The 12,446-nt window shown below is 63.0% G+C and carries 12 protein-coding genes; 4 read left to right on the top strand and 8 right to left on the bottom strand.

What is annotated here, in order from left to right; all coding sequences use genetic code 11:
• Complete coding sequence (locus tag PG899_RS16650) at positions 1–705, bottom strand: SDR family oxidoreductase (RefSeq protein WP_043164177.1); 705 nt, start codon at positions 703–705, stop codon at positions 1–3.
• Positions 706–825: 120 nt separating this feature from the next.
• Here PG899_RS16650 and PG899_RS16645 point away from each other — a divergent pair, with 120 nt between their 5' ends.
• Complete coding sequence (locus PG899_RS16645; RefSeq protein ID WP_029304913.1) at positions 826–1,230, top strand: CBS domain-containing protein; 405 nt, start codon at positions 826–828, stop codon at positions 1,228–1,230.
• On the opposite strand, the gene PG899_RS16640 is transcribed toward PG899_RS16645, so the two are convergent.
• A complete protein-coding gene (locus PG899_RS16640; protein ID WP_041216795.1) occupies positions 1,227–1,763 on the bottom strand; it encodes a DUF2301 domain-containing membrane protein in 537 nt (178 codons plus the stop codon). The two genes, PG899_RS16645 and PG899_RS16640, sit on opposite strands and share 4 nt — an antisense overlap.
• Positions 1,764–1,848: 85 nt before the next feature.
• Between PG899_RS16640 and PG899_RS16635 the strand changes: the two genes are divergently transcribed.
• On the top strand, positions 1,849–2,613 hold the full coding sequence (locus PG899_RS16635) for a substrate-binding periplasmic protein (RefSeq protein WP_060390782.1): 765 nt from the start codon (positions 1,849–1,851) through the stop codon (positions 2,611–2,613).
• 93 nt (positions 2,614–2,706) lie between these two features.
• On the opposite strand, the gene asnC is transcribed toward PG899_RS16635, so the two are convergent.
• Positions 2,707–3,168 carry a transcriptional regulator AsnC gene (asnC, locus tag PG899_RS16630; protein ID WP_011707730.1) on the bottom strand — a complete coding sequence of 154 codons (462 nt, stop codon included), beginning with the start codon at positions 3,166–3,168 and terminating at the stop codon, positions 2,707–2,709.
• Positions 3,169–3,321: 153 nt separating this feature from the next.
• Between asnC and asnA the strand changes: the two genes are divergently transcribed.
• Positions 3,322–4,314, top strand: coding sequence for an aspartate--ammonia ligase (gene asnA / locus PG899_RS16625; protein ID WP_016352287.1), 993 nt, complete (start codon positions 3,322–3,324; stop codon positions 4,312–4,314).
• A gap of 210 nt (positions 4,315–4,524) precedes the next feature.
• Here asnA and PG899_RS16620 read toward each other — a convergent pair whose 3' ends face one another.
• From PG899_RS16620 to rluD, 4 genes are all read right to left on the bottom strand, one after another.
• Positions 4,525–5,349: an MBL fold metallo-hydrolase gene (locus PG899_RS16620; protein ID WP_113995703.1), complete on the bottom strand. Its 825-nt coding sequence runs from the start codon at positions 5,347–5,349 to the stop codon at positions 4,525–4,527.
• 60 nt (positions 5,350–5,409) lie between these two features.
• Entirely contained in the window at positions 5,410–7,983 is a 2,574-nt protein-coding gene (clpB, locus tag PG899_RS16615) for an ATP-dependent chaperone ClpB (protein ID WP_113995702.1), read from the bottom strand.
• Positions 7,984–8,157: 174 nt separating this feature from the next.
• On the bottom strand, positions 8,158–8,895 hold the full coding sequence (gene pgeF, locus PG899_RS16610; RefSeq protein WP_113995701.1) for a peptidoglycan editing factor PgeF: 738 nt from the start codon (positions 8,893–8,895) through the stop codon (positions 8,158–8,160).
• A 185-nt stretch (positions 8,896–9,080) separates the two neighbouring features.
• The gene (rluD, locus tag PG899_RS16605; RefSeq protein ID WP_113995700.1) at positions 9,081–10,061 is read right to left on the bottom strand and encodes a 23S rRNA pseudouridine(1911/1915/1917) synthase RluD; all 981 of its coding nucleotides are present in this window, start codon (positions 10,059–10,061) and stop codon (positions 9,081–9,083) included.
• A 117-nt stretch (positions 10,062–10,178) separates the two neighbouring features.
• On the opposite strand from rluD, the gene PG899_RS16600 reads away from it, so the two are divergent.
• Complete coding sequence (locus PG899_RS16600; protein ID WP_029302292.1) at positions 10,179–10,934, top strand: outer membrane protein assembly factor BamD; 756 nt, start codon at positions 10,179–10,181, stop codon at positions 10,932–10,934.
• Positions 10,935–11,078: 144 nt separating this feature from the next.
• Here PG899_RS16600 and PG899_RS16595 read toward each other — a convergent pair whose 3' ends face one another.
• Positions 11,079–12,407: a CoA-disulfide reductase gene (locus tag PG899_RS16595; protein ID WP_113995699.1), complete on the bottom strand. Its 1,329-nt coding sequence runs from the start codon at positions 12,405–12,407 to the stop codon at positions 11,079–11,081.
• Positions 12,408–12,446 lie beyond the last annotated feature (39 nt).

The raw sequence follows: 12,446 nt of genomic DNA, 5'->3' as shown, positions 1-12,446 counted from the left end.
CTAGATGACGGCCAGACCGCGGCCGCCATCCACCCGGATGCTGGCCCCGGTCATGTAGTCGTTCTGCATCAACAGCTGAACCGCCTGCCAGATGGGCGCCAGCCCCCCTTCCCGCGCCAGCGGCGTCTTCGCCAGCACCTGCTGGCGCCACGCATCGCCATGCTCGTCGAGAAACAGAATGGGGCCCGGCTCTATGGTATTGACCCGGACGGCGGGTGCCAGCTCGCGGGCAAAGCTCATGGCCAGCGAGTGGGCCCCCGCCTTGGTGGCCACATAGCTGGCGAACTGGGGTGCCGGCGCGTGGATGTAGATGTCGGTGATGTGAATGATGCCGGCATTGGCGTTGCGCGCCAGCTGGGGCGCCAGCGCCCGGTTCAGCTGGAAGGGGGCCGCCATGTGCACCCGGTAGAACTGATCAAACTGGGCCAGCTGCGCCGCCGGATCCGCCGCCTGCGGCTCAAACGCCGAGGCGTTGTGGATCACCAGCGCCAGATCCTGATGGACCGCCAGCGCCTCGATCAGCTTGCCGACCTCCTCCTCGCGCGCGAAATCCGCCTGCACCAGCTCGACCCCCAGCGCCCGCAGCCGCGCCAGCTCGGGTCGTTCGCTGCGATAGCTGCCCGTCACCTGCCAACCCGCCGCCACCAGCTGTTCGCACAGATAGAAACCAAGCCGGCGGCCACACCCCGTCACCAATGCACGCATACCCTCTCCTTGATTGTCCGGCCGGGGGATACCTATCGATCCCCACGGCACAAGCCATTGGCCGTGGCCGCCACCCGGCGGGCATAGTGGCGCCATTACCACCTTAACGGAGCCACTTCCATGTTACAGATCCGCGATCACATGAGCCGTTCGACCCACTCCCTCACCCCGCAGCTCGGCCTGGCCGAGGCGCTGGATCGGCTGCATGACTCAGGCCTCAGCGGCCTGCCGGTGCTGGACCCGCAGCAGCGGTTGATCGGTTTTCTCTCCGAGCAGGATTGCATCCCGAGCCTGCTCACCGGCAGCTATCACTGCGATACCCGCACCCGGGTCGAGGATCTGATGAGCCGGACACCGCTCTCGGTCAGCCCGGATGACAGCATACTGGATCTGGCCCGCCAGATGACCGAGGCCAGACCCAAGGTCTATCCGGTGCTGGAGGGGAACCGGGTCGTCGGCATCATCAGCCGCCGGCAGGTCATGCAGGCCCTCAACACCCAGATGAAGGGCTGCCTGCCCACCTAGATCTGGTAGCGCCCCTTGTCGCCGATATCGAAGTGCAGCGGCATGCGCCACTTGGCCAAGGAGAGCAGGCAGAGCAGCAACCCGCACACCAGCGCCACCAGGGCGGCGGCCCAGCCGATGCCGGCCAGCTCCAGCAGCCACAACAGGGGCAGCAACAGAGGGACCGCCCTGATCCCCGGAATGGCGAAGCAGAACTGCTCCTTGAAGGCCAGCCCCGCCAGGGTGGCCAACGCCGCTCCCAGCACCAGCACATCCGGCGCCCCGCTCGCACTGAGCAGCAGGGCGCCCCAGCCCAGCCCCTGCAGCACAAAGCGAATGCGCTTGTCATAGACATGCAAGCATAACCCGCATACCCCGCTGGCCACGGCCAGCGCCACCAGCCAGCTCGCCGGCGCCAAAAAATCCTGCCCGAGCAGCAGACTTGCCCCTCGACACAGCAGCAGCAAGGCTGCCAGACTCAAGCCAAGGCGATAGAGGCAGACCGACACTCTGTCGATGCCGTCCAGCTCGCTTTCTATTTCAGGGTTTGCCATCGGCGGTCGCCTCTGTTGCAGGTAGGGGCCAATATACTTGAATTATGCCCGCGAGCGATTCCCTATTCCGTGCAGGAGATGTGGTTTGCGAAGATTCATTCTGCTCTGCCTGTTGTTCCCCCTCTGGCTGCAGGCCAAAGAGTTGATCATCGGTGGCACCCTGGAGCCGCCGCTGAAGTTTCTGGATGCGCAGGGCGTTCCCCATGGTCTGGACGTGGACGTGGTCAGCACCATCTTCGGCAAGCTGCGCATTCCCATCCGCATCGAGCTGACCGACTCCGGCGCCCGGCTGACCCGCAACGCCGAAACCGGGGTCTACGACCTGGTGATGACCCACTCCTACAAGCCGGAGCGGGAGCGCTATCTGCTCTACCCCCAGCAGGCCCACCTGCGCCACAGCTGGCACTTTTTCGTGCGCAAGGCCGACCTGCTGAAGATCCGCTACGACACGCTGGCGGACCTCAAACCCTGGCGCATCGGCATCACCAAGGATTTCTCCTATACCCCGGAGCTGACCGCCGCCCTCGCCGACCCGGCCTATCACTTCCAGGAGATCCCCATCAACCAGCTGCAACTGCGCAAGCTGATCGCCGGGCGCATCGACGTGGTGCCCATGCCGCTGGTCACCGCCTTCGCCCAGATCAAGGAGGAGGGGCTGGAGGGCAAGCTCGATTACCTGCCCAAGCCGCTCAAGGCCAGCCCTTACTACACCGTCTGGACCAAGGCCAGGGCCGATGCCACCACCCCGGCCCTGATGGCGGCCTACGACGCCGAGCTGCTGCGCATGAAGCGCGACGGCCGGCTCAAGGCCATCTACGACCAGTACGGCATCCCCTATATCGAGCCCTGATCCCGACCGTCAGGGCTGCACGCCTCGCAAGATCGGCTATGCAGTGAGATCAGGGTTTCGCCTGTGACATGGATCTCCTGCGTCCCTCAGTCCTTAAGGTTTCACATCCCGCAAGATCGGGTTTTGCAGCGAGATTAACGTCTCGGTGGACTGGATCTCGTCGATGGTCTGGATCTTGTGGATCAGCACCGTCTGCAACTCGTCGATGGAGCGGGTCATCACCTTCATGAAGATGCTGTAGTGGCCGGTGGTGTAGTAGGCCTCCACCACCTCGTCCAGCGCCTGCAGCTTGGCCAGCGCCGAGGGGTAATCCTTGGCGCTCTTCAGATTGATGCCGATGAAGCAGCAAACGTCGTAGCCCAGCTTCTTGGGGTTCACCTGCACCCGCGTTCCCTCGATGATGCCCGCCTGCTTCATCTTCTCCACCCGCACATGGATGGTGCCCGGGCTGACCAGCAGTTGTTTGGCAAGCTCGGCATAGGGAATGCGCGCATTCTCCATCAGGGCGGTGAGGATGGCCTGATCGAGATTATCGATCCGATAATTTTCCGGCACTTTTTTGCACTCCCTTTGATGATTCATCATTAATTACCGGTGCATTTTGAAGAAAAAAATACACAAAGCCTATTTCTATTATCGAATATTGAATTTAGTTGGCAATCTGTTGAAGAATCCTCACATCCAACGGGTTCAAGACAGGTATTCAGCATGAAACAGCACTACATTCGCAGCCAGCAACAGATCAGCTTCGTCAAAGAGATGTTCTCCCGCCAACTCGCCCAACAACTGGGCCTGATGGAGGTGCAAGCCCCCATCCTGAGCCGGGTCGGTGATGGCACTCAAGACAACCTCTCTGGCCACGAGAATGCAGTGCAGGTCAAGGTGAAGACCCTGCCGGAGCACAGCTACGAAGTGGTCCATTCACTGGCCAAATGGAAGCGCCAGACCCTGGGTCGCTTCGGTTTCGGCCCGGGCGAAGGCATCTACACCCACATGAAGGCACTGCGTCCGGACGAGGATCGCCTCACCCCCATCCACTCCGTCTACGTGGATCAGTGGGACTGGGAGAAAGTGATGCCGAGTGAGCGCCGTGACCTGGCCTACCTGCAGGAGACCGTGCGCGGCATCTGGGCCGCCATCAAGGCCACCGAGCGCGCGGTCTGCGCCGAGCACGAGCTGACCCCCTTCCTGCCGGCCGAGATCCAGTTCCTGCACAGCGAAGAGCTGCTGACCCGCTACCCGGACCTCGATGCCAAGGGGCGTGAGCGTGCCATCGCCAAGGAGCTGGGTGCCGTGTTCCTGATCGGTATCGGCGGTGCCCTCTCCCACGGCGAGCGCCACGACGTGCGTGCCCCGGACTACGACGACTGGAGCAGCCACAGCGAGCTGGGTCTGGCCGGTCTGAACGGTGACATCCTGGTGTGGAACCCGGTGCTGCAAGACAGTTTCGAGATCTCCTCCATGGGGATCCGGGTCGACGCCGAGGCGCTGCGTCGCCAGCTGGCCATCACTGGCGATGAGGATCGCCTGCAGTACGACTGGCACCAGGATCTGCTGGCCGCACGGATGCCGCAGACCATCGGCGGCGGCATCGGCCAATCCCGTCTGGCCATGCTGCTGCTGCAAAAAGAGCACATAGGTCAGGTCCAGGTCGGCGTCTGGCCGGCCGAGATGAAAGCCGCCGTGCAAGGCATGTTGTAACGAATGAAAGCCATGCCGGCGCGATTGCCGCCGGTATGGCAACAGGCAGGTGGCCGTCGGGGTTGAGCGAGCGCATCCCCGGCAGGCTGTAAGAAGCGAGGCCAGCAGTGGCCGCGCTTCGCAATCGGGGGCTTGCCCCTGCGACCCGCTCAACCCACGTCAGGTCGCTTCACTACATTCCTCCCGGCAATCTTCGGATTGCCGTTTTTTTTACGCCGAAAAACTGTGCTCAAAACCCGCCCCGATCTGGTGCTGGCGCGGCAACCCCGCCTTTCTGCTGCCGGTGCAGTGGCACGCAAACAACCGCTCCACCGCCTCTTCCTGCAGATAGGCACCGAGCGCCACCGCCCGCTCTGGGCCGGAAAACTTCAGGTGCAGGCCGCCGATGACGGCGTGGATCCGCTCGTCGCCACACACCTCCTTGGCCCACTCGATGATGTTCTCGACCCCGGCGTGACCGCAGCCGATAAAGACGATGAGCCCCTGCTCGCTCTTGTAGGCCAGCGCCGAGTCGTCGCTGATGAGGTCTTTCTCCACCCGCCCACCCCGCACTATGTAGCCGAGCAGCGAAGGCGCTGCCCGGTCGCGCCGCACAATGCTGCCGAGGAATACCAGACGATCCGAGAGCCACACCGGCTCGGACGAGCAGTGGGGAAGCAAGCCTCTGGCCGGCAGCGACTCCCGAGCCAGCGCCCCCGACAGGCGATAGAGGTTGCGCCGCCAGAAGGGCAGCGACAGGAAGTAGCCCCGCTCGCAGAACACGTCCGGACAGGCGATGAGCGGGATGGGTCTTGGATAGGCGGGCAGCGAGCCGACCCCGCCCACATGGTCGTAATGACCGTGAGAGAGCACCACATGGGTGAGAGAGGCGAGATCGATCCCCATCACGGCGGCGTTGTGGCGCAGCGCCCGGCCACGGCCGCTGTCAAACAGCACCCTGAGGCCGTCACACTCCAGCAGCAGTGCCAACCCTCGCTCGGGCAGACAGCCTGGCAGATGAACGTCGTCATCCACCAGCACGGAAAACTTCAGCATCTCGCTCCCTCTGAAAACAAAACGCAGGCACGAGGCCTGCGTTTTTCATCGACACACCCGTTACTGGCTCATGGTGAGGCCATTGCTGTCGGCCCCCAGCACCAGCTTTTTGCCCGGCACAATACGGCCGGAGAGCAGCGCTTGCGCCAGCGGGTTCTCCACCTTGTGCTGGATCGCCCGCTTGAGGGGACGCGCCCCGTAGACGGGATCGAACCCGGCGTGCACCAGCTTCTCGAGCAGCGCCTCGCTCACTTCCACCTCGTAACCCTGGGCCTCGAGACGACCCATCAGGCTCTTGAGCTGGATGCGGGCGATGGACTTGATGTGCTCCTCGCCGAGCGGGTGGAACACCACGGTCTCGTCGATCCGGTTGATGAACTCCGGCCGGAAGCTGCGAGTCAGCACCTCCATCAGCATGCCCTTCATCTCGTCGTAGTCCTTCTCGGAGTGGTGCTCCTGAATGAGATCCGACCCGAGGTTGGAGGTCATGATCACCACCGAGTTGCGAAAATCGACGGTACGGCCCTGACCATCGGTCAGGCGGCCATCGTCCAGCACCTGCAGCAGGATGTTGAACACGTCCGGGTGTGCCTTCTCCACTTCATCCAGCAGGATCACCGAATAGGGGCGACGGCGTACCGCCTCGGTCAGATAACCGCCCTCCTCGTAACCCACGTATCCCGGAGGCGCCCCCACCAGACGGGCCACGCTGTGTTTCTCCATGAACTCCGACATGTCGATCCGCACCATGGCGTCCTGGGTATCGAACAGGAACTCGGCCAGCGCCTTGCACAGCTCGGTCTTGCCCACCCCGGTGGGCCCCAGGAACAAGAAGGAGCCGATGGGGCGGTTCGGATCGGACAGCCCGGCACGGGAGCGGCGAATGGCGTTGGAAACCGCCTCGACCGCCTCTTCCTGACCGATCACCCGGCTGTGCAGCTGATCTTCCATCCGCAGCAGCTTGTCGCGCTCCCCTTCCAGCATGCGGGCCACCGGAATGCCGGTCCAGCGAGCCAAGACGTCGGCAATCTCCACGTCGGTGACCCGGTTGCGCAGCAGGCTGGTCTCCTGCATCTCGGCCTGGGTGGCGAGATCCAGCTGTTTCTCCAGCTCCGGAATGCGGCCGTACTGCAGCTCGGACATGCGACCCAGGTCACCTGCGCGGCGCGCCACGTCGAGATCCTGGCGGGCCTGCTCGAGGGCCGCCTTGATGTGCTGGGTGCCGGCGAGGGCGGCCTTCTCGGCCTTCCACACCTCATCCAGCTCGTTGTATTCGCGATCTTTTTCGCTGATTTCCTGATTGATCAGCTCGAGACGCTTGCGGCTGGCGTCATCGTCCTCCTTCATCAGCGCCTGCTGCTCCAGCTTGAGCTGGATGATGCGCCGCTCGAGCCGGTCGAGGGACTCGGGCTTGGAGTCGATCTGCAGCCGGATGCTGGCCGCCGCCTCGTCGATGAGGTCGATGGCCTTGTCCGGCAGCTGGCGATCCGCGATATAGCGGTGCGACAGCTGGGCCGCCGCCACGATGGCGGGATCAGTGATCTGCACGTGGTGATGCAGTTCATAACGCTCCTTCAGGCCACGCAGGATGGCGATGGTGTCCTCCACGCTCGGCTCCTCCACCAGCACCTTCTGGAAGCGGCGCTCCAGCGCGGCATCCTTCTCGATGTACTGGCGGTACTCATCCAGCGTGGTGGCACCGACACAGTGCAGGTCGCCACGGGCCAGCGCCGGTTTGAGCATGTTGCCCGCATCCATGGCACCTTCACCCTTGCCGGCGCCGACCATGGTGTGCAGCTCGTCGATGAAGAGGATGACGTTGCCCTCCTCCTTGGCCAGATCGTTGAGCACGGCCTTGAGCCGCTCCTCGAACTCGCCACGATACTTGGCACCGGCCACCAGCGCCCCCATGTCGAGCGACAGCACCCGCTTGTTCTTGAGCCCCTCCGGCACCTCGCCATTGATGATGCGCTGGGCCAGCCCTTCGACGATGGCGGTCTTGCCGACGCCGGGGGCACCGATCAGCACCGGGTTGTTCTTGGTACGGCGTTGCAGCACCTGGATGGTGCGGCGGATCTCGTCATCACGGCCGATCACCGGGTCGAGTTTGCCGATCTCGGCCCGCTCGGTCAGATCGATGGTGTATTTCTCCAGCGCCTGGCGATTCTCCTCGGCGTTGGCATCTTCCACCTTCTTGCCGCCACGCACCTTGTCGATGGCCGCTTCGAGCTTCTCTTTGGTCAGCCCCTGAGCGCGCAGCAGCTCGCCCAGCGTGCCCTTCTCGTCGAGGGCAGCCAGCACGAACAGCTCGGATGAGATGAACTGATCCTTGCGCTGCTGAGCCAGCTTGTCGCAGACGTTGAGCAGCCGGCCGAGGCCGTTGGAGAGCTGCACGTCCCCTTCCACGCCGCTGACGCGCGGCAGGCGATCCAGCTCCTCGCCGAGGCGCGAGCGCAGAGAATTGATGTCCATCCCGGTCAGGGTGAGCAGCGGACGGATGGAGCCGCCATCCTGATTGACCAGGGCGGTCATCAGGTGAACGGGTTCGATGAATTGGTGGTCACGACCCAGTGCCAAAGACTGGGCATCGGAAATAGCAATCTGGAATTTGCTGGTCAGGCGATCGAGGCGCATTGCACTCCCCCTTCAAACAGGCAGACGCCGCTTGCGCGGCAAACAACATAACTTTCTGAAATGAAAGATGAGGCCCGTACGGACTATTTCAAGGGGCAGGGCTGGTTATTTTTTCTGCAAAGCGGGAAGCAGGCAGGATCCCCGCCCTTGCCAGATGCAGGGCGGGGAGCGTCGTCAGGGCGCCAGCCAGATTATCGAAGCCATGCGACCGGTCTGGCCGTTGCGACGATAAGAGTAGAACTGCTCACTGTCGCTGAAGGTGCAGTATTCGCCGCCATATACGGCGGTGATGCCGGCGCGAGCGAGGCGCAGCAAGGCCAGCTGATAGATATCCGCCAGCCATTTCCCTTCGCTGGGCGAAGGGACGAACGCAGCCGCCGCCTCGGCCTGCTCGGCCATAAAGGCCTCGCGCACCTCGCCACCCACTTCAAACGCAGTGGGGCCGATGGCCGGACCCAGCCAGGCCAGGATCTCGTCCGGCTCGCAGCCCATGGCGGCGATGCTCGCCTCCAGTACGCCACCCAGCAGCCCGCGCCAACCGGCGTGAGCGGCGGCCACTACGGTGCCGGCCCGATTGCAGAACAGCACCGGCAGACAGTCGGCGGTCATCACGATGCAGGCCTGACCCGCCTCACGTGCACAGGCGGCATCCGCATCCGGCGCACAGTCATAGTCGCGGCTGACGGGATGCACCGCAGTGCCGTGCACCTGATTGAGCCAGTTGAGAGTGCCCGGGATCCCAGCCGCCTGCTGCAGCCGGGTCCGGTTGGCCTCGACCCGTGCCGGCTCGTCCCCCACGTGGGCCCCCAGGTTGAGGCCGGCAAAAACCCCCTCGCTGATACCGCCGTCACGGGTGGTCGACAGGGCGCGGACCTTGGCCGGTGCCGGCCAGTCGGGTGCGATCCATTTCATCTGTGGCTCCTTTCCTTCATATAAAATGGGGCCCCTTGGCTGCAACCAGTCAAGGGGCCCCATATCAGGTCATGCAGGGCGGGTTACGGCAGGAATCGTCGCAGAGCCGCCCTCTTCATCAGTTCCAGACCAGATCGTCTGGATTGGCCAGGGTGATCTTGGTATGCAGCACTTCCATCAGCTCATCAATTCCAGACTAAATCGTCCGGATTGGCCAGGGTATCGGCTCGCAGCACTTCCATCAGGTCCAGCATGTCTTGCGGTGTGGGGGAGTGCCATTCCATCACTTCACCCGTGATGGGGTGCGCCAGCCTCAGCATGGTGGCATGCAGTGCCTGACGATGGAAGCCACGCAGGGCCTCGGTCAGCTCGGGGGTGGCGTTGCGCAGCAGACGCAGACGGCCACCGTAAGCAGGATCCCCCACCAGCGGGTGCTTGATGTGGGCCATGTGGACGCGGATCTGGTGGGTACGACCGGTTTCCAGTCGCAGTCGCAGACGGGTGTGCCCACGGAACTTCTCGTGCACCCGGTAGTGGGTGACGGACTCGCGCCCATTCGGCACCACGGCCATGTGGGTGCGCTGGGTCGGGTGACGGCCGATGGGGGCATCGACGGTGCCACCTGCGGTCATGTGACCGATGGCGATGGCTTCGTACTCACGGGTGATCTGGCGCGCCTGCAGCGCTTCCACCAGATGGGTCTGGGCCGGAATGGTCTTGGCGACCACCATCAGACCCGTGGTGTCTTTATCCAGACGATGCACTATACCGGCGCGAGGCACCTCGGCGATGGTGGGGTAGCGGTGCAACAGGGCGTTGAGAATGGTGCCATCCGGCGTGCCGGCACCCGGGTGAACCACCAGACCGGCCGGCTTGTCGATCACCAGAATGTGTTCATCTTCATAGACGATGTTGAGCTCGATGTTCTGGGCATCCCAACGGGTATCATCCGCCAGCTCGACATCCACATGTACCTTCTGCCCGGCCAGCACTTTCTCGCGCGGGGTATTGGCAACCTGACCATCCAGGGTCACTCTGTCCTGTAAAATCCACTCCTTGATGCGGGTGCGGGAGTAGTCTGGAAACAATTCGGCCAGGGCCTGGTCGAGTCTCTGCCCGAATTGGTGATCCTGGAATTCGCCTGTCAGTTCAATATGCTGGCTCATGTATGGTCTCTTGAGCGGGGGGTATCAATTCGAAATAATCCGGGTATTCTAGCTTTTCTTTTAGCCAAGCATAACGGATACTTTGCCAATTTCGTGGAAATGGACCGGATGTTGTTGATGGGAAAGAAGTCTCACCTGCTGATGTCGCTCGCCTTGGTCGCTACCTTGATCACAGGCTGTTCCAGCACCAAACCCAAGGTACCGGACGAACCGCCGGAGACCCTGTACCAGAAAGCACGCCTCAAGCTGGATGCCGGTAACTACCTGAATGCTATCGAGTTACTGGAAGCTTTGGACTCACGCTATCCTTTCGGCGCCTACTCCAACCAGGTTCAGCTCGACCTCATTTACGCCTACTACAAGCAGGATGATACTGCCCAGGCGATCGCCAATATCGACCGTTTTATCCGCCTCAATCCGGCGCATAAAAATATCGACTACGTATTCTATATGCGCGGTCTGACCAACATGGCCGGCGATTACAACTTCTTCCAGGACTTCCTGGGCATCAATCGGGACGACAAAGACCCCTCCTATGCCCGTCAGGCCTTCCAGGACTTCAAGACCCTGTTGCAGAACTATCCCAACAGCGTCTATGCCGCCGACGCCCGTGCCCGCATGATCGGTCTGAAGAACCGGCTTGCCCGTTACGACCTGAGCGTGGCCGAGTACTACGTGAAGCGCGATGCGCTGATCGCCGCCGCCAACCGCGCCAAGCTGATCGTCGAGACCTATCCCGACACGGCCGAAACCGAGAAAGCGCTGGAGATCATGGTTGAATCCTACGACAGCCTGAAGATGCCGACCCTGGCCCAGCATGCCCGCGAAGTGCTGGCCAAGAACTACCCGGACAATCGTCTCGGCCGCGGCTGACGCGCAGCAACGCAATGAAAAACCGGAGCCCCTGGCTCCGGTTTTTTTATGGGCGCCGTTCATGAACGACATACCCCTTTACCACCCCCGTGCCGGCGGCATGGGGAAAGACGGCGCACATCAGTCACGCCTTCATGCCGTGCGTTACTTGGCGACGTTGCCCGCCACGTTGAGCACATCCCAGGTGCGGGAGAAGGGCGGCGCGTAGGCAAAGTCCAGCATGCCGAGCTGCTCGGTGGTCACCCCCATGGTGATGGCCACCGCCAACGCGTCGATGCGGTGTACCGCCCCCTTGCGACCGAGGATCTGGCCGCCCAGCAGCCGCTTGCTGCCTGCCTCATAGACCAGCTTGACGTGAATGTCGGACTGACCCGGGCAGTAGTTGGTGTGGCACTTGTCCTTGATCACCACGGTGCGATAGTCGATCCCCATCACCTTGGCTTCCTGCTCGGAAAGACCGGTACGGCCCGCCTCCAGCCCCAGCACCTTGAGCGCGGCAGAACCCAGAGTGCCCGGGAATGCCTGCTCGGCACCGGCCAGGTTCTCACCCACCATGCGGCCCAACTTGTTGGCGATGGTGGCGAGCGGCACATAGACCTGCTGCTGCTTGACGCTGTGCCAGACGCTGGCACAGTCGCCGGCCGACCAGACGTTGGTCAGCGAGCTGCGCCCCTGCCGGTCCACCTTGATGGCGCCGTTGCCGAGCCGCTCGATGCCGGTATCGGCCAGGAACTCGGTATTGGGTTTGACCCCGGTGCAGACCACCACGATGTCGGCCTCGTACTCGCCATGGCTGGTACGCACGCCGGTCACCCGGCCCTCTCCCAGCAGCGCTTCAACTCGCTCGCCAAGATGAAGAGAGACTCCCTGCTCACGCAGCTCGGTCTCGATATGCTGGGTGATCTCCTCGTCAAACGCCTCTGGAATGACCCGGTCCGCCAGCTCGATCAGGCGCACTTCTTTGCCCTGATGCACCAGCGCCTCCACCACTTCCAGCCCAATAAAGCCGGAACCGATCACCACGGCGCGACGACTGTTCTTGTCTTGTACCGCCGCCTTCAGCGCCAGCCCGTCGGCCATCCGGCGCAGGCCGAATACCCCCTCCTGCTGCAGGCCGGGGATGGGGGGCATCACTTCGCGGGCGCCGGTGGCGATCATCAGCCGATCGTAACGATCGGTGAAGGTGTCGCCCTTGTGCTCCACTGTCAGCGTCTGCGCGGCAGCATCCAGGCCCAGCACCCGGTGGCCGGTCTTGACCTCGATCCCCTTGGCGGCGAACTGCTCCGGGGTGAACTCGGCCATGTAGCCGGGCTCCTGAAACTCGTCGCCAACGAAGTAGGGCAGACCACAGGCGCCGAAGGAGATCACCTCGGATGCCTCATACACCACGATCTCGGCCTCTTTGGCCAACCGGCGCGCCTTGGCCGCCGCACTCATGCCGGCGGCTTCGCCACCGATGATCACGATTCTCATACTCGCTCCTTTCCATGCAACGGGGAGGGCATGCCCTCC

The organism is Aeromonas sp. QDB39 (assembly GCF_027707585.1).
Taxonomy (GTDB): domain Bacteria; phylum Pseudomonadota; class Gammaproteobacteria; order Enterobacterales; family Aeromonadaceae; genus Aeromonas; species Aeromonas hydrophila.
Note: the sequence above shows the minus strand (reverse complement) of the source record. Positions and strands in the feature narration are given on the sequence as shown.